Origin of the sequence: Micromonospora saelicesensis, from assembly GCF_900091575.1 — a bacterium.
GTDB classification, from domain to species: domain Bacteria; phylum Actinomycetota; class Actinomycetes; order Mycobacteriales; family Micromonosporaceae; genus Micromonospora; species Micromonospora saelicesensis.
The window spans coordinates 752,892-773,507 of record NZ_FMCR01000001.1 but is presented as its reverse complement, the minus strand read 5'-3'; the positions used below and the strand labels follow the sequence as shown (position 1 = coordinate 773,507).

20 protein-coding genes are annotated in these 20,616 nt (G+C 69.2%); 16 read left to right on the top strand and 4 right to left on the bottom strand.

The features are described from left to right. The first annotated feature begins 15 nt into the window (after positions 1-15). The 13 genes from GA0070561_RS03695 (at position 16) to GA0070561_RS03635 (ending at position 12,133) form a co-directional block, all read left to right on the top strand. Positions 16-342: an antibiotic biosynthesis monooxygenase family protein gene (locus GA0070561_RS03695; RefSeq protein ID WP_091394929.1), complete on the top strand. Its 327-nt coding sequence runs from the start codon at positions 16-18 to the stop codon at positions 340-342. After that, positions 335-1,957 carry an FAD-dependent oxidoreductase gene (locus tag GA0070561_RS03690; RefSeq protein WP_091394925.1) on the top strand — a complete coding sequence of 541 codons (1,623 nt, stop codon included), beginning with the start codon at positions 335-337 and terminating at the stop codon, positions 1,955-1,957. The genes GA0070561_RS03695 and GA0070561_RS03690 overlap by 8 nt, the downstream gene beginning before the upstream one ends. Positions 1,958-1,961: 4 nt before the next feature. After that, positions 1,962-2,303: a TcmI family type II polyketide cyclase gene (locus GA0070561_RS03685; RefSeq protein WP_091394922.1), complete on the top strand. Its 342-nt coding sequence runs from the start codon at positions 1,962-1,964 to the stop codon at positions 2,301-2,303. Beyond that, positions 2,300-3,307 carry a class I SAM-dependent methyltransferase gene (locus GA0070561_RS03680; protein ID WP_244166045.1) on the top strand — a complete coding sequence of 336 codons (1,008 nt, stop codon included), beginning with the start codon at positions 2,300-2,302 and terminating at the stop codon, positions 3,305-3,307. Before GA0070561_RS03685 ends, GA0070561_RS03680 begins: the two co-directional genes overlap by 4 nt. Before the next feature lie 2 nt (positions 3,308-3,309). Continuing rightward, positions 3,310-3,771, top strand: coding sequence for a cupin domain-containing protein (locus GA0070561_RS03675; protein WP_091394919.1), 462 nt, complete (start codon positions 3,310-3,312; stop codon positions 3,769-3,771). Next, positions 3,768-4,025: an acyl carrier protein gene (locus tag GA0070561_RS03670; RefSeq protein ID WP_091394916.1), complete on the top strand. Its 258-nt coding sequence runs from the start codon at positions 3,768-3,770 to the stop codon at positions 4,023-4,025. The genes GA0070561_RS03675 and GA0070561_RS03670 overlap by 4 nt, the downstream gene beginning before the upstream one ends. 4 nt (positions 4,026-4,029) lie before the next feature. Beyond that, the gene (locus tag GA0070561_RS03665) at positions 4,030-4,500 is read left to right on the top strand and encodes an SRPBCC family protein (RefSeq protein WP_091394913.1); all 471 of its coding nucleotides are present in this window, start codon (positions 4,030-4,032) and stop codon (positions 4,498-4,500) included. Beyond that, positions 4,497-6,158 carry an acetyl-CoA carboxylase carboxyltransferase subunit alpha gene (locus tag GA0070561_RS03660; RefSeq protein ID WP_091394910.1) on the top strand — a complete coding sequence of 554 codons (1,662 nt, stop codon included), beginning with the start codon at positions 4,497-4,499 and terminating at the stop codon, positions 6,156-6,158. Before GA0070561_RS03665 ends, GA0070561_RS03660 begins: the two co-directional genes overlap by 4 nt. After that, positions 6,145-6,582: an acetyl-CoA carboxylase biotin carboxyl carrier protein gene (locus GA0070561_RS03655; RefSeq protein WP_091394908.1), complete on the top strand. Its 438-nt coding sequence runs from the start codon at positions 6,145-6,147 to the stop codon at positions 6,580-6,582. Before GA0070561_RS03660 ends, GA0070561_RS03655 begins: the two co-directional genes overlap by 14 nt. Before the next feature lie 4 nt (positions 6,583-6,586). After that, positions 6,587-7,972 (top strand): acetyl-CoA carboxylase biotin carboxylase subunit, encoded by a 1,386-nt coding sequence (locus GA0070561_RS03650; RefSeq protein ID WP_091394905.1) that lies wholly within the window; start codon positions 6,587-6,589, stop codon positions 7,970-7,972. Positions 7,973-8,126: 154 nt separating this feature from the next. Continuing rightward, positions 8,127-9,590 carry a peroxidase family protein gene (locus tag GA0070561_RS03645; protein ID WP_167362333.1) on the top strand — a complete coding sequence of 488 codons (1,464 nt, stop codon included), beginning with the start codon at positions 8,127-8,129 and terminating at the stop codon, positions 9,588-9,590. Positions 9,591-9,695: 105 nt separating this feature from the next. Then, a complete protein-coding gene (ahcY, locus tag GA0070561_RS03640) occupies positions 9,696-11,141 on the top strand; it encodes an adenosylhomocysteinase (protein WP_091394899.1) in 1,446 nt (481 codons plus the stop codon). Between the two features lie 14 nt (positions 11,142-11,155). Beyond that, positions 11,156-12,133: a carbohydrate kinase family protein gene (locus tag GA0070561_RS03635; RefSeq protein ID WP_091394896.1), complete on the top strand. Its 978-nt coding sequence runs from the start codon at positions 11,156-11,158 to the stop codon at positions 12,131-12,133. 100 nt (positions 12,134-12,233) lie between these two features. Here the strand turns inward: GA0070561_RS03635 and GA0070561_RS33455 are convergent, their stop codons facing one another. Further along, on the bottom strand, positions 12,234-12,386 hold the full coding sequence (locus GA0070561_RS33455; protein WP_167362332.1) for a hypothetical protein: 153 nt from the start codon (positions 12,384-12,386) through the stop codon (positions 12,234-12,236). A 9-nt stretch (positions 12,387-12,395) separates the two neighbouring features. Here GA0070561_RS33455 and GA0070561_RS03630 point away from each other — a divergent pair, with 9 nt between their 5' ends. Together GA0070561_RS03630 and GA0070561_RS03625 are read left to right on the top strand one after the other, a co-directional pair. Continuing rightward, on the top strand, positions 12,396-15,104 hold the full coding sequence (locus GA0070561_RS03630) for an AfsR/SARP family transcriptional regulator (RefSeq protein WP_167362331.1): 2,709 nt from the start codon (positions 12,396-12,398) through the stop codon (positions 15,102-15,104). A 160-nt stretch (positions 15,105-15,264) separates the two neighbouring features. Continuing rightward, entirely contained in the window at positions 15,265-16,665 is a 1,401-nt protein-coding gene (locus GA0070561_RS03625) for a glycoside hydrolase family 6 protein (RefSeq protein WP_091394891.1), read from the top strand. 79 nt (positions 16,666-16,744) lie between these two features. On the opposite strand, the gene GA0070561_RS03620 is transcribed toward GA0070561_RS03625, so the two are convergent. Next, entirely contained in the window at positions 16,745-17,992 is a 1,248-nt protein-coding gene (locus GA0070561_RS03620; RefSeq protein WP_091394888.1) for an MFS transporter, read from the bottom strand. Positions 17,993-18,221: 229 nt separating this feature from the next. On the opposite strand from GA0070561_RS03620, the gene GA0070561_RS03615 reads away from it, so the two are divergent. After that, positions 18,222-18,872 carry a CGNR zinc finger domain-containing protein gene (locus tag GA0070561_RS03615; protein ID WP_091394885.1) on the top strand — a complete coding sequence of 217 codons (651 nt, stop codon included), beginning with the start codon at positions 18,222-18,224 and terminating at the stop codon, positions 18,870-18,872. A gap of 155 nt (positions 18,873-19,027) precedes the next feature. Here GA0070561_RS03615 and GA0070561_RS03610 read toward each other — a convergent pair whose 3' ends face one another. After that, complete coding sequence (locus GA0070561_RS03610; RefSeq protein ID WP_244166044.1) at positions 19,028-19,594, bottom strand: hypothetical protein; 567 nt, start codon at positions 19,592-19,594, stop codon at positions 19,028-19,030. 167 nt (positions 19,595-19,761) lie between these two features. Next, complete coding sequence (locus tag GA0070561_RS03605) at positions 19,762-20,295, bottom strand: hypothetical protein (RefSeq protein ID WP_244166043.1); 534 nt, start codon at positions 20,293-20,295, stop codon at positions 19,762-19,764. Between the last annotated feature and the right edge of the window lie 321 nt (positions 20,296-20,616).

Below are 20,616 nucleotides of genomic sequence, written 5' to 3'. Positions count from 1 at the left end.
GAAAGGAAGCCCGCAATGGCACACATCGGCATCGACCAGCCGGTCGTGACGATGGTCAACATCTTCACCGTCGAGCCGGCCAACCAGCAGAAGCTCGTCGACATCCTGATCGAGGCGACCGACGCGGTGATGTCCAAGGTCGACGGGTTCGTGTCGGCGAACATCCACGCCAGCCTCGACGGGACCCGGGTCGTCAACTACGCGCAGTGGAAGAGCGAAGAGCACTTCACCGCGATGCTCCAGAACCCCGAGGTCCACCCCCACTTCGGCGAGGTGCGCGCGATCGCCACGCCGGAACGACACCTCTACAAAGTCGTCTACACGGAGGACGCTCATGTCTGACGGAAGCACCGACGTCCTGATCGTCGGCGGCGGCCCGGTCGGCTTGTCGACCGCGCTCTTCCTGGCCCGCAAGGGGATCCGGCCGATCCTGGTCGAACGTCGGCCCCGGCTGTCGACGATCCCCCGCGCGACCGGTCTGCACGCCCGCACTGTGGAGATCTTCCGCACCGTCGGCCTGGAGCCGGCCGTGCAGCAGGCCGGCATGAAGATCGTCGGGCCGGGCGCCGAACTCGACCTCGTCCGCGCCGGCCGCGCCACACCACTGGTCATGCTCGGCGCCCAGTCCCTGGCCGACCTGCACAAGTCCTTCGTCATGGAGGCGCACGACGTCGACTACGACAAGTTCACGCCGAGCTGGCCGATCTGGTGCGGCCAGGACCACTACGAGCCGCTGCTCCACGACGCCGCCGTCGAGGCGGGCGCGGAGATCCGCTTCCAGAACGAGCTGATCGGGCTGACCCAGGACGAGGACGGGGTCACCGCGACCGTCAACGACAACGGCACGACACGCACCATCCGGGCGCGCTACGTCGTCGCGGCAGACGGCGTGAAGAGCCCCGTCCGTGACCTGCTCCAGATCGGAAACCGCAGCAACGGCGTCGCCGGCAACTTCGTCAGCATCATCTTCCGCGCCAAGGTCGACCTGCCCGAGTCGGCACCCCGGTTCACGCTGATCTACCTGATGAACCAGCTGGCCCAGGGTCTGCTGCTCTTCATCGAGCCGGGGCGGTGGATGTTCGGCGTCAACTACTACCCCGAGCGGGGGCAGTCGCCGGCCGACTTCACCCCGGAACGCTGCGTCGAGCTGGCCCGGATCGCGGCCGGTGACCCCGAGCTGGACGTCGAGGTCGAGTCGGCTCAGCCCTGGGACGCGCGGCACATGGTCGCCGACGCGTACCAGTCGGGGCGGGTCTTCCTCGCCGGCGACGCCTGTCACGCCCACCCGCCGGCCGGCGGCTTCGGCGTCAACGCCGGCATCCAGGACGCGCACAACCTGGCGTGGAAGCTCGCCGACGTGCTTCACGGGCACGCCGACGAGAGCCTGCTCGACTCCTACGAAGCCGAGCGTCGCCCGGTCGGCGCGGCGACCGCCGACCAGGCGTGGATGCTCTTCCGCACCCGGGGTCAGCTCGCCGACGAGGACAAGGCCGCCTACCGGGACTTCGTCATCGTGACGATGGGCTACCGGTACACCTCGAACGCGATCGTCGGCGCGCCCGCCGACACCGAGCTGCTGCCCCGCGAGCTGACCTTCACCGGCCAACCCGGATCGCGTGCCCCGCACGGCTGGGTCGACCAGGACGGCGCTCGGGTCTCCACGATCGACGTGCTGACCGAGGGCTGGACGTTGGCCACGGCTCCCGGCGACGACGCCTGGCTCGCGGCGGCCGAGGCGGTCTCGGCGGAGACCGGGCTTCCGATCAAGGCGCTGACCGCCGGTCCCGGCGGTGACCTCGCCGACGACGGCTCGTGGCTCGCGAGCTGCGGCGTCGGCCCCGGCGGGGCGCTGCTGGTACGCCCGGACGGCATCGTGGCCTTCCGCAGCGCCGGCCAGGTCGACGACCAGGCGCAGACCCTGACCGCCGCCCTGGCCACGATCCTGCGGGGAGCGTGAGCACATGTCCTACCGCGCCCTCATGGTCATGCGGATGGCCCCCGGTCACGCCGACGCGGTCGCCGAGCTCTTCGCCGAGCACGACAAGGGCGACATGCCCTACGTCGTCGGCATCTCGCGGCGCACGCTCTTCCAGTACCAGGACCTCTACATGCACCTGCTCGAAGCCGACACCGACGTCTTCGACAAGCTCCTCGCGGCCCGAGCCCGCGCGGACTTCCAGGAGGTCAACCGGCGCCTCTCTGCCTACCTGCAGCGCTACGCGCCGGACAGCATGACCGAGTTGCAGGACTCGAAGGCGACGCCCTTCTACACCTGGAGCCCCGAGACAGGGAGCATCGCGTGACGCTGACCCGCCGCGACATCAACGACATGATGCAGGCCTACAAGAAGACGAGCCTGCTGCGTACCGGGGTGGAGCTGGGCGTTTTCGATGCGCTCGCCGCCGGCCCGGCCACGGCCAGCGGGCTCGCTCCGAAGCTCGGCATCCACCCGCGGGGCGCGCGCATCCTGCTCGACGCGCTCACCGCGATCCGCCTCACCGACCGGACCGGCGAGCACTTCTCGCTCACCCCGGCGGCCGCCGACCACCTGGTCAGCACCCGTCCCGACTACCTGGGCGGAATGGTCAAGGTGATGTCGAGCGACTGGGAGTGGGACGCGCTGCGCGACCTCAGCGCCGCCGTACGGGCCGGCGGCACCGTCCTCGACGTGCACGCCGAGACCCCGGAGTACACCTACTGGGAGGACTTCGCCGCGTACGCGACGAAGGTCGCCCAGCCGACCGCCGAGGTGATGGCCGAGGCGCTCGCGCCGTGGACGAAGGAGCGCGCCGAACTCGACATCCTCGACGTCGCCTGCGGCCACGGCGTCTACGGCTACACGCTCGCGCAGCACAACCCGCAGGCGACCGTGACCTCGCTGGACTGGCCCAACGTGCTCGCCGTGACGGAGAAGCACGCCGAGCGGCTCGGCGTGCGCGACCGGGCGTCGTTCCTGCCGGGTGACATGTTCACCACCGATCTCGGTGGCCCCTACGACGTCGTGCTGCTCACCAACGTCACCCACCACTTCTCCGAGGAGCGGGTGCATGAGCTGGTGAACCGGCTCGGTTCGGTGGTCAAGCCGGGTGGCCGGCTGGTCATCGTCGGCTTCACCACGGGCGACGAGTCGCCGGCACTGGACCCGGCGCCGTACCTCTTCTCGGTGCTGATGTTGGTCTGGACCTTCGAGGGAGAGTCGCACTCCGTCGCCGCCTACAACCGGGCCCTCGCTGCGGCGGGCTTCGGCCCGGCCACCGTCCACCCGACGGACCTGCCGTTCCGAGTGCTCGTCGCAGAGAAGGGATGACAATGCATCGGCAACCGATCGTGAAGGTCGCCGCCACCGACGTGCCCGGCATCAACCGGATCGGCGGCGAGGTGCGGATCCTGCTCAGCCCGAAGACCGTCGACGCGACGGAGGGCTTCATGGGCACGGTCCGCCTGGAGCCGGGCGAGTTCCTGGCGGAGCAGTACAACCCGTACTCGGACAAGTTCTGTTATCTGGTGCGCGGCGAGGTCGTGATCCGGGTCGACGGCGCGGAGGTCAAGCTCGCGGCCGACGAGGCCCTCATGGTCCGTCGCGGCCAGCGGCACCGCATCGTCAACGCCGGTGGCGAGACCGCGCTGATCGTGTTCCAGATCAGCCCGCTCGCGCCGCGCCCCGAGCTGGGCCACGTCGACACCGAGGAGGTCCCGCACCCCGAGTCGCCGGTCCCGCAGGTCGGCGGCGTGCGCGACGGGTGGCAACGACCGACGGGAGGAAACTCATGAGCCAGCTGACCCTCGACGACCTGCGTCGGATCCTGGAGACCAGTTCCGGTGTGGTCGAGCAGACCGACTGGGCCGATCCGGCGACGCTCGACGCGCCGTTCGACGACCTCGGCTACGACTCGCTCGCGCTGTTGGAGCTGGCGGCGCGGGTGCAGCAGGAGTACGAGGTGCGCATCCCCGACGACGCCGTGTCGATCATGAAGACGCCGCGGCTCGCCGTCGACTACGTCAACCAACGACTCGCGGATCGGTGACCCCATGGCCGGACACACGGACAACGCGGTCGTCATCAACGCACCGTTCGACCTCGTCTGGGACCTGACCAACGACATCCCCAACTGGCCCTCCCTGTTCAGCGAGTACGCCAGCACCGAGGTGCTCTCGACGTCCGCCGACGGGGCCGTCGTCTTCCGCCTGACCATGCACCCCGACCCGGCCGGCCGGGTCTGGAGCTGGGTCTCCGAGCGGGTGCCCGACCGCAGCGACCGGGTGGTGCGGGCACGGCGGCTGGAGACGGGCGCCTTCAAGTACATGAACCTGTTCTGGGAATACACCGAGATCCCGGACGGCGGCGTGCGGATGCGGTGGGTGCAGGACTTCGAGATGCGGCCGGGCGGGCACGCCGACGACGAGGGCATGACCGCCCACCTCAACCGGACCACATGTGAGCAGCAGGCACGCATCCGGGAGATCGTGGAGAAGGCCGCGGCCGAACGCGGGCAGTCATGACCGCCACCGTCAACACGCCCGTCGGCAAGAGCTGGCTGATCTGCCCGGGCTGCCGGGCGCTGCTCTACCAGCGCCGGGTCGAGCGCAACCTGGGCGTCTGCCCGGAGTGCGACCACCACGACCAGGTCACCGCACACCAGCGGATCGAGCAGCTCTTCGATCTCGACTCGGTCGAGGAGCTGCCACCGGTCGATGCCGTCGGTGATCCGCTCGGGTTCGTCGACACCAAGCCCTATCCGCAACGGATCGAGGCGGCCCGCCGGCGCACCGGGCTCGACGAGGCAGTGGTCTGCGTGCGGGGCACTGTCGAGGGGCAGCCGTTGATCGCGGCCGTCATGGACTTCCGCTTCCTCGGCGGAAGCCTCGGCGCGGGCGTCGGCGAGCGGATCACCCGGGCCGCCGAGTTGGCGCTCGAAACCCGTACGCCACTGCTGATCGTCAGCGCCTCCGGCGGCGCCCGGATGCAGGAGGGCGTGCTGTCGCTCATGCAGATGGCCAAGACGAGCGCGGCGCTCGGAGCCCTCGACGAGGCCGGGGTGTTGACGATCTCGCTGGTCAGCGACCCGACCTACGGTGGCGTCGCGGCATCGTTCGCGACGCTCTGCGACGTCATTCTCGCCGAGCCGGGGGCGCGCCTCGGCTTCGCCGGGCCGAGGGTCATCCAGCAGACGCTGCGTCAGCCGCTGCCGGCCGGCTTCCAGACCGCCGAGTACCTCTTCGCCCGCGGCATGCTCGACGACCTGGTGCCCCGGTCGAACCTGCGGTCGACCATCGGCCGGCTGCTCGCCTTCGCGGGGGCCGACCGGTCCGCGCCGGATCCTTACCCGGTACGGGCCACCACGCCCCCGCCGTCGGCGGACCCGTGGGCGGTCGTGGCGCTGTCCCGCGATCTCGGCCGACCATCCACACTCGACTACATCGGCCACTTCGTGGACGGTTTCGTGGAGCTGCACGGCGACCGGCTGGCGAGTGACTGCCCGGCGATCGTCGGCGGCGTCGGTCTGATCGACGGCCGGCCCACGGTGGTGATCGGCCACCAGAAGGGCCACACGGTCGCCGAGGTGGCCAGCCGCAACTTCGGCATGGCGACACCGGCCGGCTATCGCAAGGCGGCCCGGCTGATGCGCCTGGCCGAGAAGCTCGGCACGCCGATCGTGACGCTGATCGACACGCCCGGCGCCTACCACGGCATCTCGGCGGAGGAGAACGGGCAGGCCCTCGCCATCGCCGACAGCATCCGGCTGATGGCCGGGCTGACGGTCCCGGTCGTCGCCATCGTGACCGGCGAGGGCGGCAGCGGAGGCGCGCTCGCCCTCGGCGTCGGCAACCGGGTGTTGATGCTCGCCAACGCGACGTACTCGGTGATCAGCCCGGAAGGCTGCGCCGCGATCCTCTGGAACGACTCCGGTCGGGCCGACGAGGCCGCCGCGCAGCTCAAGCTCCAGGCCGGCGACCTGCTGTCGCTCGGCATCGTCGACGGGGTGGTTCCCGAACCACCCGGCGGGGCACCGGCCGACCCCGGGGCGACCGCGTCGGCCGTACACCGGGCGGTTGTCGACGCGTTCGCGGAGTTGGCCGGTCTCAACCGCGAGGAGGTGCGGGCCCATCGCCGGGCCCGCTTCCGACAGATCGGAGGTTTGACGAATGCCGGAGGGTAACGCCGACCCGCTGGATGCCGCGGTCCGCAGTCTCGCGCGGCTGATCGGGTCGACGCCAGGTCCGGTCCGCCGCGCCCGGCTCCAGCACGGCGACCTGGTTGTCGAGGTGGAGTGGCCGGACGGCGCACCCGGGATGGCGGCGGTCCCGCCGGTCCCGCCGGTGGAGGCCGACGCCGGTCTGCACTACGTGTGCGCGCCGATGGTCGCGACGCTCTACCTCGCGCCGTCGCCCGGCGCTGACCCGTTCGTCCGTGAGGGCGACCAGGTCGTGCCGGGCCAGCAGGTCGCGATCCTCGAAGCGATGAAGATGATGATCCCGGTCGAAGCCGACCGCGCGGGCGAGGTCGTGAAGGTGCTGGTGCCCAACGCGACCCCGGTCGAGTACGGCGAACGGTTGATCGCCTTAGCTGTGTCGGAGGGCTGACCCAGTGTTCGAGTCGGTGCTGATCGCCAACCGGGGCGAGATCGCGGTCCGGATCGCCCGGACCTGCCGGGAGATGGGGCTGCGTACCGTGGCGGTCTACTCGACCGTCGACCGGGACTCGGCGGTGGTGCGGCTGGCCGACGAAGCCGTCCAGATCGGGCCGGGTCCCAGCCGGCGCAGCTACCTGAGCGCCCCGGCCATCATCGAGGCGGCCCGCCGCACGGGGGCCGACGCCATCCACCCGGGCTACGGATTCCTCTCCGAGGACCCGGACTTCGCCGAGATCTGTGAGGCGGACGGGATCACGTTCATCGGGCCGCCGCCCGCCGTGATGGCAGCGCTGGGCGACAAGGCCCGGACGCGGGGCATCATGGCGGGCCTCGGCCTGCCCGTACTCCCCGGCACGACCGACGCCGTCGAGTCGGCGGCCCATGCCCGCGCGGTCGCCGAGGAGATCGGCTTTCCGCTGATCATCAAGGCGGTCGCCGGTGGCGGCGGTCGGGGCGTACGGGTGGTCCGCGACCCGGCCTCGTTCCTGGGCGAGTTCGCCGCCGCGCGGGCCGAGGCGCAGCTGCTCTTCGGCGACAACCGGGTCTACATCGAGCGTTACCTCGAGTCGGCCCGCCACGTCGAGGTGCAGGTGCTCACCGACCGCTACGGCAACGGCATCCACCTCGGCGAGCGTGACTGCTCGGTGCAGCGGCGTCACCAGAAGCTGATCGAGGAGTCGCCCGCGCCCGGGTTGCCGCAACACATGGTCGACCGGATGACCGCCGCCGCGGTCACCGGCGCGCTCGGTGTCGGTTACGTGGGCGCGGGCACCTTCGAGTTCCTGGTCGGGGGTGGGGACGACTTCCACCTGATGGAGGTCAACTGCCGGCTCCAGGTCGAACACCCGGTCTCCGAGCTGGTGACCGGCGTCGACCTGGTGCGGCAACAGATCCTCGTCGCGGCCGGCGAACGGCTCGCGCTGACCCAGGCCGACGTGACGCCGCGCGGCACCGCGATCGAGTGTCGCCTCAACGTCGAGGATCCGGCGCGCGGCTTCGTACCGACGCCGGGTGAGCTGACCCGCTTCGACCTGCCCGCCGGCCCGTTCGTCCGGGTCGACACGCACGGGTACGCCGGCTACCGGGTTCCGGCCGACTACGACTCCCTCCTCGCGAAGGTGGTCGTCTGGGCGCCCGACCGCACCCAGGCCCTGGCCCGGATGGCCCGAGCCCTCGACGAGTGCGCCGTCGAAGGGCCAGGTGTGGCCACCACCCGCGACTTCCTCCGATCGACGCTCGACCACCCGCTGTTCCGCGCCGCGAAACACGACACCTCGCTGGTCGACACCATGCTCACCGGCCTCCAGCCGGACACCACCGAAGCTCCAGGGCGCCACTAACCGAAGGGTTCACACTGCTGCCGGTTCGCGGGTTTACGGCCCGTGCGTCCACGCGGGCGCCCGCGGACGGAAGGTGGCCGACATGGCAATTGACAACGCTTCTCGAGGTGTCAGCCGACGGCGATTATTGGCCGGAGTCGGCGCGGGGGCGCTCGTGGCCGGCACCGGGGGAGTCCTGCTCGACGCGACGCCCGCGGCGGCCGCGTTCTCCAACCGGTTCGGCCGGATGTTCCCGTCGCTGCCGGCGTTCGGGTCCGCGACGACCCAGATGCGGAACGCGCTGATCGACCTGTCGCGCGTCGGCGGCCCGATGGACGCCCGCGACCCGCTCAACGTCGGCGCGGAGGCGCTCGCCGACCAGCAGCAGCACAGCATCAACAACCCCGACAACTTCTCGATCCCGCAGGGCATGACGTACTTCGGGCAGTTCGTCGACCACGACCTGGCCTTCGAGACGACGGCGCCGCTGGGTACGCCGGTCGACCCGACCACGGTGCCGAACCCCCGGACGCCGGCCCTCGACCTCGACTCGCTCTACGGTGGCGGGCCGACCGGGAACCCGGAGCTGTACAACTCCGCCGATCCCGCCAAACTCAAGATCGAGTCGGGCGGGCGCTTCGAAGACCTGCCGCGCAACTCCAGTGGCAGGGCGATCGTCTTCGACGTCCGCAACGACGAGAACCTGCCGATCGCGCAGATCACTGCCGCGTTCATCCTCTTCCACAACCGGGTGGTCGACCTGGTGCGCGCACAGGGCACACCGGCGGCACAGGTCTTCGCCGCCGCCCGGCAACTCGTCACCTGGCACTACCAGTGGATCGTGCTCAACGAGTTCCTTCCGCTGATCGCCGGCCCGGGCACTGTCTTCACAGTGCTCAACGGAGGCCGCCGCTTCTACCGGCCGGAGCCGAACGCGACGTTCATCCCGGTCGAATTCACCGCGGCGGCGTTCCGCTTCGGCCACAGCCAGCCGCGACCGGCCTACCTGGTCAACCGCACCGGCAACGGTGGCGACGAGTTCTACGCCATGCTCTTCGACCCGGCGCTGAGCGGCGCCGACCCGGCCGACCTGCGCGGCGGGAAGCGGGCCGCCCGTCGTTACCTCGACTACCAGTTCTGGTTCCAGTTCTTCGACGGCCAGGTGCGCTGGAGCAAGTGGGTCGACGTCCGCAACTCGACGCCGCTGTTCGGCTTCCCGCTGCCACCGCCGCCGTCCGGCTCGCCGTCGGCCAACCTGCTCGGACGCGACCTGCTCCGTCAGCTCACCTTCGGCATCCCGTCGGGCCAGCGGATCGCCGCCCACATCGGGGCGCCCGCACTGGGCAGCTTCAACTTCCCGGAGCTCAGTGGGTACGGCCTCGGCCTGGACTCGAACACCCCGCTCTTCTACTACATCCTCAAGGAGGCACAGCTCCAGGCCGGCGGAGGTTCGTTGGGCGCGGTAGGTGGGCGAATCGTGGCAGAGGTGCTCATCGGCATCGCCCAGCTCGACCCGGCCAGCTACCTGAAGGTGCAGCCCAACTGGCGTCCGACCCTGCCCGCCCGCTTCTCGGGCCAGTTCACGATGGCCGACCTGCTCACGTACGCCCGGGTCGACCCGGCCAGCCGCAACTCCTGACGGCGCCTGCTCCGCACCCGGGCCCGGCGTGGCCCGGTGTGCGGAGCATGAGCCCGTTGAACGGGACTCCAACGGTCCTCGACGCGGGTGGGGGAGGGTGCGGGCATGACTGGCAACTTCAGCGATTTCAAGGTGGCGGATCTGTCGTTGGCGGCCTTCGGGCGTAAGGAGATCGAGCTGGCCGAGCATGAGATGCCGGGTCTGATGTCGATCCGGAGGGAGTTCGCCGAACGGCAGCCGTTGAAGGGCGCGCGGATCACCGGCTCGCTGCACATGACGATCCAGACGGCCGTGTTGATCGAGACGCTGGTGGCGCTCGGCGCGCAGGTCCGGTGGGCGTCCTGCAACATCTTCTCCACCCAGGACCACGCGGCGGCGGCGATCGTGGTCGGCCCGACCGGCACCCCGGACGCCCCGGCGGGTGTCCCGGTCTACGCCTGGAAGGGCGAGTCCCTCGACGAGTACTGGTGGTGCACCCAGCAGGTGTTGCTCTGGCCGGACGGGCAGGGCCCGAACATGATCCTCGACGATGGTGGTGACGCCACGCTGCTGGTGCACAAGGGCGCCGAGTTCGAGGCGATCGGAGCGGTTCCGTCGCCGGAGAGCGCCGACTCGGAGGAGTACGAGGTCATCCTCGGTGTGTTGACGCGGTCGTTGCGGGAGGACAACCGCCGCTGGACGCGGGTCGCCGCCGGGATCAAGGGGGTGACCGAGGAGACCACGACCGGCGTGCACCGGCTGTACGAGATGCAGCAGGCAGGGAACCTGCTGTTCCCGGCGATCAACGTGAACGACTCGGTGACCAAGAGCAAGTTCGACAACAAGTACGGCTGCCGGCACTCGCTGATCGACGGGATCAACCGGGCCACCGATGTGCTGATCGGCGGGAAGGTCGCCGTGGTGTTCGGCTACGGCGACGTCGGCAAGGGCTGCGCCGAGAGTCTGCGTGGTCAGGGTGCGCGGGTCATCGTGACCGAGGTGGATCCGATCTGCGCCCTCCAGGCGGCGATGGACGGCTACCAGGTCGCGACCATCGACGACGTGGTCGAGACCGCGGACATCTTCGTGACCGCCACCGGCTGCTTCAGCGTGATCACCAATGAGCACATGGCGCGGATGAAGCACCAGGCGATCGTGGGAAACATCGGCCACTTCGACAACGAGATCGACATGGCCGGTCTCGCGAAACGCGGGGACGTCGAGCGGATCACCGTGAAGCCGCAGGTGGACGAGTGGCGGTTCGCGGACGGCCACTCGATCATCGTGCTGTCCGAGGGCCGGCTGTTGAACCTGGGCAACGCCACCGGGCATCCGAGCTTCGTGATGTCGAACAGCTTCGCCAACCAGACCATCGCGCAGATCGAGCTGTTCACCAGCACCGACCAGTACCCGGTCGGCGTCCACACCCTCCCCAAGCACCTGGACGAGAAGGTGGCCCGACTCCACCTCTCCGCGCTGGGTGTCCGCCTCACCGAACTGACCAAGGAACAAGCCAACTACCTCGGCGTCCCGGTCGAAGGGCCCTACAAGCCCGACCACTACCGCTACTGAGAGGGCCCGTCCGCATGATCGCCGTATCCGGCTCGATCGCGACCGACCATCTGATGCGTTTTCCGGGGCGGTTCGCCGAGCAACTCATCGCCGGCAGCCTCGACACCGTCTCGCTCTCGTTCCTCGTCGACGACCTGGTCGTCCGGCGCGGCGGGGTCGCGGCCAACATCGCCTTCGGGCTCGCCCAACTCGGGCACCGGCCGGTGCTGCTCGGCGCGGTCGGCGGCGACTTCGGCGACTACCGCAGCTGGCTGGAACGGCACGGGGTCGACTGCTCGGAGGTGCAGGTCAGCTCCATCGCACACACCGCCCGGTTCATCTGCACCACCGACACCGATCTCTGCCAGATCGCGTCGTTCTATCCCGGCGCGATGGGTGAGCCGGACCGGATCAGCCTCGACGGTGTCGCCGCGCGGGCCGGCGGGCTCGGGCTCGTCATCGTCGCCGCGGAGAACCCGGACACGATGCTCGCCCGCGCCGCGGCCTGTCGCCGGCTGGGCCTGCCCTTCGCCGCCGACCCGTCACAGCAGCTGGCCCGGATGCCGTCGGCCGACATCGAGGCGATGATCAACGGCGCTCGCTACCTGTTGACGAACGAGTACGAGGCGGCGCTGCTGGAGTCGAAGACCGGGCTGAGCGAAGACGACATCCTGCGCCGCGTGGGCGTGCGGGTCGTGACCCTGGGCGCCAACGGGGTACGCGTCACCGGGCAGGAGGGTGACTTCCTGGTCCCGGCGGCGCGGGTGGGCCGCATCGTCGACCCGACCGGCGTGGGCGACGGCTTCCGGGCCGGCTTCTTCGCCGCGCTCGCCGCCGACCTGCCCATCGAGCGCGCGGCACAGGTGGGCTGCGTACTGGCGGCGCACGTGCTGGAGGTCGAGGGCCCACAGGAATACACGGTCGACGCCGACGCTTTCGAGCGCCGCATCGCCGACTCCTACGGCCCGGACGTCGCGGTCGACGTGCGGGCGCTGGGGCTGGCTCGGGTTTGATCGGGGCAGCCCGGGGAGGGGCGCGTTCCCGGGCGGTCTTCAGACGATTTACGACGACCAGCAAAGCGCGATCTTGACACTCTGAAACCAGATGACTACCCTACGGGCCGATCTGCACATCGGGGGTGTCATCGTGGCGGTGCCGATCGACTTCATGGTGCTCGGGCCCCTGGAGGTTCGCGCTGGCGGCCGACGCGTTGAGCTGGGCGGCGAGCGGCAGAGAAGGCTGCTGGCCGGTCTGCTCCTCCGCCACGGTCAGCTGGTGTCCGCCGCAGACCTGATCGCCATCGCCTGGAGCGGGGACCCGCCCGCGACAGCTCGCAACCAGATCCACAGCGGAATCTGGCAGCTGCGTCGCACACTTGATCGCTACGGTGCGGCGCATCTGCTGGATGGTGAGCGCGCCAACTACCGGCTTCGGGTCGACGCGGGTCAGCTGGACCTCGCCCGATTCAAGGACGCCGTGTCCGAGGGGCGACGCCTCGTAGCGCTCGATGACAAGCGCAAGGCCGCCGTCGTGCTGCGTCAGGCGGTGTCGATGTGGCGGGGTCCCGCGCTCGCGGATCTGAACGGGATCGTGTTGGAGCGCGAGGCGGCCGTGTTGGAGGAGATGCGCATCGCGGTCCTCGAAGAGTGTCTGGAGTGCGAGCTGACTTTCGGCGGCGGGGCCGCCGTGGTCGCCGAACTGACTGATCTGGTGGCGAGACATCCGCTGCGCGAGCGGCTCGCGGCCATGCTGATGACCGGCCTCTACCAGTCAGGGCGGCAGGCCGAGGCGATCGAGGCGTACCAGCGCGTCGCTGCCACGCTCGCCGATGAACTGGGCGTCGACCCGGGCGACGAGCTGCGTAAGAGGTACGAGGCGATTCTTCGGCAGGACCGAGCCCTCGACCCGTCGGCGCGTTCCGAGGGCGTCACCCTTGCGCCCGACACCGGTGCGACACCTGTTCGCCCGGCTCAACTTCCTATGCAAGGGGCCCTGTTCGTCGGCCGTTCCGCCAGTCTGGCCGAGTTGGATGCGGCCCTGGCCACCGATCCCACTGACCAGCCGCACCCGACGGTCCTGTCCATCGTGGGCCATGCCGGTGTCGGCAAGACCGCGCTGGCCGTCCGTTGGGCACATCGGGTCCGCGACCGCTTCCCGGACGGGCAGCTCTTCGTGAACCTGGACGGGTTCGGCCCGGACGGAACGACGGCCCTCAAGCCCACCGACGTCCTGCGGGACTTCCTGGAAGCGTTGCACGTTCCGCCGGACCGGATACCTCCCGGGCTCAACGCCCAGGTGGGTCTCTACCGCAGCGTCCTGGCCGACCGGCGGGTGCTGGTCGTACTGGACAACGCCCGCGATGCGGCACAGGTGCGCCCGCTGCTCCCGGGCAACCCGTCCTGTCTGGTCGTGGTCACCAGCCGAAACCGGCTCACCGGACTCGTCGTGAACGAAGGGGCTCAACCCGTCGCGCTCGGCATGCTGACCGAGGTGGAAGCGCACGAGTTGCTCACCCGCCGACTGGGCGTCGCCCGGGTCGTGCGGGACGCGGGAGCCGTCGACCAGATCATCCGCCGGTGCGCAGGTCTACCCTTGGCGCTGGCCATCGTCGCGGCGCGTGCCGCCACCGACGCCCAGCTCTCGATCGAGGTCCTCGCCAGTCGCCTCGGGAGCGGCGGAGATCTGGACGTCCTTGCCGGAGACGATCCGCGGTCGGACCTCCGGACAGTTCTCTCCGGTTCCTACCGGGCTCTCAGCCCCGAACACGCCCGACTGTTTCGCCTGCTCGGCCTGCATCACGGCCTGGAGATGGCCGTGTCGACCTGTGCCAGCCTGGCCGGCCTGCCGCTGGACCAGACCAGCCGACTGCTGGCCGACCTCGTAGCCGTCCACATGGTCGAGCGACGTTCGACCGACCGGTACGCGCTCCACGATCTTCTGCGCGCGTACGCGCGCGAACTCGTCGATGTTCACGAGACCGAGCGCGATCTGCGCGCCGCGCGGCATCGGATGCTCGACCACTACCTGCACACCGCCCATGTGGCCGATCGCCTGATCTATCCGCACCGGCGTGACTCGATCGACCTCGCGGCGCCGCAGCCCGGCGTGACCACGGAGATCCTCAACGGCAGCGACGCGGCGTTCGCCTGGTACACGCACGAACGGCGGGCACTCGTCACGGCCGTCGACATGGCAGCCTCGAACGGGTTCGACTCGCACGCATGGCAACTTGGCTGGACGCTGACCACCTTCCTCAACCGATGCGGGTGGTGGCACGAGTGGGCCGCGGTCGAGGCCACGGGTCTCGTCGCTGCACAGCGGCTGAAGGACCGCAGGGCCGAGGCCCGCTGCCATCGCGGCCTCGCCAACGCCCACACCCGCCTGGGGCACTACGAACGTGCCCGCCAGCACCACGGGTCTGCCTTGAAGCTGTACGTCGAGATCAGGGACCGGACCGGACAGGCGCAGGTCCACAGCAATTTGTCCTGGTTGGCCGAGCGCCAGGGAAGCTACCGTGACGCGCTGGCACACGCCGAACAAATGCTGCACCTCCATCGGCATGCGGGCCCCGAATCTGGCGAGGCCAGCGCACTCAACGCTGTCGGGTGGTATCACAGCCTGCTGGGCGACCACACCCGCGCGCTTGACTACTGCGGACGCGCCGTTGCTCTCATGCAACGCCTGGGCGACCTCCACGGTGAGGCGTACGTGTGGGACAGCCTGGCGCATGTTCACCACCAACGAGGCGATCACGCCCAGGCGCTCTCCTGTGGGCGGCGTGCGGTCAACCTGTCCGCGGAGGTCGGCGAAACCACTCTCCAGGCCAGCGCGTTGGCCCGCCTCGGCGACACCTACGAGGCCGCGGGTGACCTGGCCGCCGCGTGGAAGGTGTGGCATCAAGCCTTGGATGTCTATGACGGACGTGACGAGGTGCAGGCGGCAGTCATTCGAGAAAAGCTGAAGGTCAGCATCTACGGCTCCTGACTGCCTACCAGTTGTGACACCCAGACACGGACCCCCAAACACGGGCATCCGGCTCATCGACGAGTGTTCATACCTTGGCAGCGGTGCACGCCTCCGCTAACGTCCTTGGGAACGCTCCCATGAACTTGGATACATCTATGTGATCTGGAGGCAACACGTCGTGGCTATCCTCTCCTCGCTCCGCCGCAGATCGGCGGCAATCAGCGTGGCGGCCGTCGCGGGCGCCACCGCCGTCGGCGTCTGCCTCGCCGTCAGCAGCGCCTCCGCCGGCACGCTGTCCGGGTCGCTCTACCGTGACCCGAGTTCGGCCGTCGTCCGCTGGGTCGCCGCCAACCCTGGCGACTCGCGTACGGCCGTCATCCGCGACAAGATCGCGAGTCAGCCGCAGGCGCGCTGGTTCGCCAACTTCAACCCCTCGACCGTGCAGTCCGAGGTCTCCGGGTTCATCGGCGCCGCCAACGCGGCGCAGCAGATCCCGGTCCTGGCCGTCTACGAGATCACCAACCGGGACTGCGGCGGGGCCAGCGCCGGTGGGGCGCCGGACCTCAACCAGTACCAGACGTGGGTGTCCAACTTCGCCAGGGGACTGGGCAACCAGACCGTCATCATCATCCTGGAAACCGACTCGCTCGCTCTGCTGACGTGCCTGAGCACCGCCGAGATCAACGCGCGCAACCAGGCGATCTCGACGGCCACCCGGACCATCAAGTCGGGCAACCCCAACGCCAAGGTGTACCTCGACGGCGGCCACTCCACCTGGAACAGCGCGGGTGAGACGGCAAACCGGCTCCGGGCGGCCGGCGTGCAGTACGCCGACGGCTTCTTCACCAACGTGTCGAACTACAACTCGACCTCCAGCGAGGCGAACTTCGGTCGGGCGGTCATCTCCTCCCTCAACGGCATGGGGATCTCGGGCAAGCGCCAGGTCATCGACACCAGCCGCAACGGGGGCGCCAGCGGGGACTGGTGCGGCGACGACAACACCGACCGGCGCATCGGGCAGTACCCGACGACAAACACCGGCGATGCCAACATCGACGCGTACCTGTGGGTGAAGCCGCCGGGGGAGGCGGACGGCTGCCGCTTCACGGCCGGTTCGTTCCAGCCCGACCTGGCTTTCAGCCTGGCCAACGGTGTGCCCAACCCGCCCACCACCACCCCGCCGACGACGCCGCCGCCGACGACCACTCCACCGACCACGACCCCACCGACGACCACGCCGCCGACCACGCCGCCGACCACCCCTCCGCCGAACACCACTCCGCCGGCCGGTGACGGCTGCTACGCGTCGATCGCGCTCAACCAGTGGGCTGGCGGTTTCACCGCGAGCGTGACGGTCACCGCCGGCAAGTCGGACATCAACGGCTGGACCGTGACCGTCGCGCTGCCCGGCGGCGCGGTCACCAGCGCCTGGAACGCGCAGGTCAGCGGCACCAGCGGAACCGTAGGGTTCGCCAACGTGAGCTACAACGGACGGGTCCTCGGCCGGCAGTCGACCACCTTCGGCTTCCAGGGCACCGGCACCGGTCCGGGCGTGTTGGCCGACTGTGTGACCAGCTGATTTCAGCCGATGCGGCGGCCCGGCGCGGAGGACCACTCTCCGCGCCGGGCCGCTTCTTGCCACCCCAGGTCCGCGCCATCTATGTCCGCACGCTGGTGGCCGGTGGCTTCTCGGCATCGCGGCTGGGGGTCGGTCGCACCGACCAACTGCTGTGGTCGGGCGTGTGGTTCCTCCCTCTCCTGCGGGACATCTCGTGGCCGGCGAGCAACGCGATCGCCACGGCCGTCAGCAGGCCACCGAACAATGGGATGACGCGTACCCCGGCCGTCGCCAGCAGACCCGCGCCGATCAACGAGCCGGCCGCGAGGCCGAAGTTGAACGCGACGCTGAGGCTGGCCGACGCCATGTCGGTTGTCGACGGGGCCACCTGCATGACGCGGTGCTGGATTCCCGCGATCAGCGAACTGAACGACATCCCCGCCACGGCGAGCAACGGGATCGTCAACGCCTTGCTCGCGCCAACTCCGTAGAGGCCGAGCATCGCGGCGGTGAGGAGCCCGAGTAGCACCAGCACGACACCGAGCGGAAAGCGGTCCAGGACCCGGCCGACCGCCCAGGTGCCAGCCACGCCGAAGGAGCCTTGAACGAAGAGCAGCAGGCCGAGAGACGCTGCGGCGAACCCGCTGACGTCGAGGAGGAAGACGGTCATGTAGGTGAACGCGCCCATGGCGCCGGTGACCGCGAGGATGGTGGCGAAAAGGAGCACGACGAAGCGGGGCCGGTCCGGCATCGGCCCGATGTCGCCGGCACTCTGTTGTTGCGGTGTGACGCTCGGCAGGAGCAGGGCGACCGCGATGCAGGTGACGAAGCCGAAGACGGCCATCGCGACGAAGGCCGCTCGCCATCCGGCCTGCCCGCCCAACCAGGTGCTCAGCGGCACGCCGAGAACCGGGCCGAGCGCGTTACCGATCGACAGTCGCGCCACGATGCGGCCGCGGATGTTCGCGGGAAACATCGAGATCGCCACCGGGAACACCACCGCCCAGAAGACACCGTTGGTGGTGGCGGACACCAGCCGCGCGGCGAGCAACACCTCGTAGGAGGTTGCGAAGGCCGACACCGTCGTCGCCGCGGCGAACACACCGAGGGCGCCGGCGAGCAGCGGGCGCCGGGGCACACGCCGAGTGACCCGGGTCAGCGGGAGCGCCACAATCATGACCACCACGGCGTACCCAGTCACCAGCAGACCAGCCTCGGACCTGGAGCGTCCCAGGTCCGGCGCGATCAGCGTGAGCAACCCGATCGGAAGCACTTCGGTGGTGACGTAACAGAAAGTGGCGGCGGACAACGCGGCGAGGGCATAGACCGCGCGTCGTTCGTGCACCATTGGCTACCTCCCAGATCCTGACGAGGTGGAGCGATCAGCTGTCACGGATGAGGCACCGTGATCCCGGCTAACTGGATTTTGACGGTAGCATAGGCAGGTGCGCATCCCTCGCTGTTTTCGCGCCGCGAACCCACATCCGCACGCTGGGTTGAGATGCTGGGCGACCCACGCGGAGATGTGGGCGTAGGGACTAACCGCCTTAGGCGGCTTCGGTGGTAGCATCCCCGGTATGCCAACCGACGTGTGTCAGCTACCGTTGGTCGGCGGCCACCCGGCACTCGATCTGGTCAACACGCTGGAGCGAGGGGGCGGGTCGCCGCACGACTTCCTGACCGACAGCTCCGCTCTGCTGCGCTGGTCGGTTCGGGTGGGCGTGGTCAGCGACGCGGAGGTCGACCAGGTGGGCCGAGCGTGGCGCGACGAGCCTGCGGCGGCCCACGCGGGACTGGCCGCCGTGCGGGACATCCGTGAAGGGCTGTATCTCGTGCTGCTCGCGGCGACCACCGACGCGGACGGTGGAACGGCGGGTGACCCCATCGCGGCCGGGGCCGCGCTGGTCGCTCTACATCAGCGCTGGTCCGGCGCGGCCGTCCGAGCGAGATTCGTGCTCGACTCGTCGCAGGTACGGCTGGTCTACGGCACGGTGCCGGCCATGCTGGTGCCGGACCGGATCGCCGAGTCCGCCCTCGACGTCATGCTGACGGCCGACCTGACCCGGGTACGCCGCTGCCCGGTGCTCGAAGGCGGCTGTGGCTGGCTGTTCCTCGATCAGAGCCGCAACGGATCCCGCCGTTGGTGTCGCATGGCCGACTGCGGCAACGCGGTGAAGGCGCGACGGCTCACCGAGCGTCGCCGTGCCGCCCGGCCCGCCAACTCGTAGCAGGTCGACGATCGTCTTCAACCAACACCGTGCGCGGCGGCGGGGTGGTTGGACCGACCACCGGCCCAACCACCCCGCTTACGAGACCGTCACCGGACGATGCCGCTGTCAGCCGATCGTGTGATCACCTGGTCAGCCGGGCTGTCCCGACAGCGTCACTTACCACCGAGAAGCCGGAGATGGGTGGCATTGAACGTCTGGTTGTACGGCCGCACACAGGCGTCGTGTCGGGCGTACGCCTTGTCCTCCAGCTTCTGCCCGGCCTCTTCGCTGAGCACCTCGGCGCGCCTGCCCACGTACTCGTGGATGCCATCGACAGATGTGACGGCGTAACCCTGGGTCGTCATGCAGGCGACGTACGTCCTCTCGGCTGACTGAACCGTGGGGTCGGACTTCGCCTGGGCGAGGATGGCCTCCGCGCGTCGGAGCCCGGCCTCCACGTCGACCCGGGCGGCGGCTTGAAGGGTGCTGTCCATGCAACCGGCGGTGTCGTCCGTGCCCCAGAGAGCATCTCCCCAGGCCTGCTGCTGCCGGGGCTCCAGCCCGGCCACCAACAGCTCGTTCGGACTGGGCGACGTGCCACGCGCGGCGGATGCCTGCTCCACTGCGGCCCTGATGTCGCGGCCGTCGGCCTCCGCTGCGGCGCGCGCCTCCTCGACCAGGAGGTCGCCCGGAACGGTCACCTCGTATTCGAAGCCCCGCACCTTCATGCAGTCCGCCACCAACTGCTCGTGGCGAAGTACCTGATCGCGGATCAAACTGGGCTGTTCGCTGTGGGCCGCTGGTTGAAGGATGATGGAGGTGCCAATCGTGGCCGCGATGAGTGCGGCTACCGACAGCAGTGCACGGTTACGACGATTCGAGTTGTCCATGTCAGAGGTCCGATCTCTCAGCTGACTACTTGGAGGAAGCCGTTGGACTTGTCGTATGCGGCGTTGAACCGGTTGTGCAGATGGGTGCGGTCGGTCTGGTTAATCTTGATGCACCCGTTCGACGCGTAGTTGGAATTCGTCCATCCGGACGTTCCTTGCGAGTGGATGAACAGTTCCGTGCGGGTGGTTGAACCCGAGCACTTCTTCGATCCGAGGTTCCAGACCCAGCCGCGGACGACCTCGTTGCCCCAGGTCTTGTTGATGTGCTCGAAGCGGGTGCTGTCCCTTCCGTCTGCCCAGTAGTAGCCGTTGGGCAGCCACCCCTGGTTGGACAGGCATTCGTTGGTGCTTCCGTTACCGCTGCCGGCACGCTGACTGATGCGATAACGCACGCCACCCACGCTGACGTACGCCGTAAGCGTGCTGTTCAGCGCGCTTGATGGATTCTTGTCGAAGTCGAACCACGGAGCGGAGTTGCCAGTGCCCTGAACCGCTTCGGTGTAGGCCAGCGCGGGTGCCGACCCGCCGGTGGCGATCAGGGTGACGGCCACTCCGATGACCAGTAGTACGTCCAACATTCTTTCGGACAGACTTCTGCGATGCGACAAGATGCTTTCCTTTCAACGACTGAGGTGCATCTGTGCCGTGGAAATGCAGCGCACGACCCACAATTGCGGGGCGCCCCCGTTCCGCGACTTGGTCGGCCGACGCTATCCCGATCGCGGCCAGGGCGGGACCCGCAGAGATCATTACCTGCCAAAAGCCTGAAAATAGGCAAAAACCGCCGTCAATGGAACTGGCAATCGTGCATTCGACGTCCGTCTTCGAGATCTGCTGCCGGCCTGTTCCGGGCATCGATTGCAGGACACGCG

What these genes read in the sequence shown, in the direction of transcription:
- GA0070561_RS03615 (WP_091394885.1), top strand. Translation starts at nt 18,222, where the DNA reads ATGCCAACCGACGTGTGTCAGCTACCGTTGGTCGGCGGCCACCCGGCA.
- GA0070561_RS03620 (WP_091394888.1), bottom strand. Translation starts at nt 17,992, where the DNA reads ATGGTGCACGAACGACGCGCGGTCTATGCCCTCGCCGCGTTGTCCGCC.
- GA0070561_RS03690 (WP_091394925.1), top strand. Translation starts at nt 335, where the DNA reads ATGTCTGACGGAAGCACCGACGTCCTGATCGTCGGCGGCGGCCCGGTC.
- GA0070561_RS03695 (WP_091394929.1), top strand. Translation starts at nt 16, where the DNA reads ATGGCACACATCGGCATCGACCAGCCGGTCGTGACGATGGTCAACATC.
- ahcY (WP_091394899.1), top strand. Translation starts at nt 9,696, where the DNA reads ATGACTGGCAACTTCAGCGATTTCAAGGTGGCGGATCTGTCGTTGGCG.
- GA0070561_RS03675 (WP_091394919.1), top strand. Translation starts at nt 3,310, where the DNA reads ATGCATCGGCAACCGATCGTGAAGGTCGCCGCCACCGACGTGCCCGGC.
- GA0070561_RS03665 (WP_091394913.1), top strand. Translation starts at nt 4,030, where the DNA reads ATGGCCGGACACACGGACAACGCGGTCGTCATCAACGCACCGTTCGAC.
- GA0070561_RS03670 (WP_091394916.1), top strand. Translation starts at nt 3,768, where the DNA reads ATGAGCCAGCTGACCCTCGACGACCTGCGTCGGATCCTGGAGACCAGT.
- GA0070561_RS03660 (WP_091394910.1), top strand. Translation starts at nt 4,497, where the DNA reads ATGACCGCCACCGTCAACACGCCCGTCGGCAAGAGCTGGCTGATCTGC.
- GA0070561_RS03685 (WP_091394922.1), top strand. Translation starts at nt 1,962, where the DNA reads ATGTCCTACCGCGCCCTCATGGTCATGCGGATGGCCCCCGGTCACGCC.
- GA0070561_RS03635 (WP_091394896.1), top strand. Translation starts at nt 11,156, where the DNA reads ATGATCGCCGTATCCGGCTCGATCGCGACCGACCATCTGATGCGTTTT.
- GA0070561_RS03655 (WP_091394908.1), top strand. Translation starts at nt 6,145, where the DNA reads ATGCCGGAGGGTAACGCCGACCCGCTGGATGCCGCGGTCCGCAGTCTC.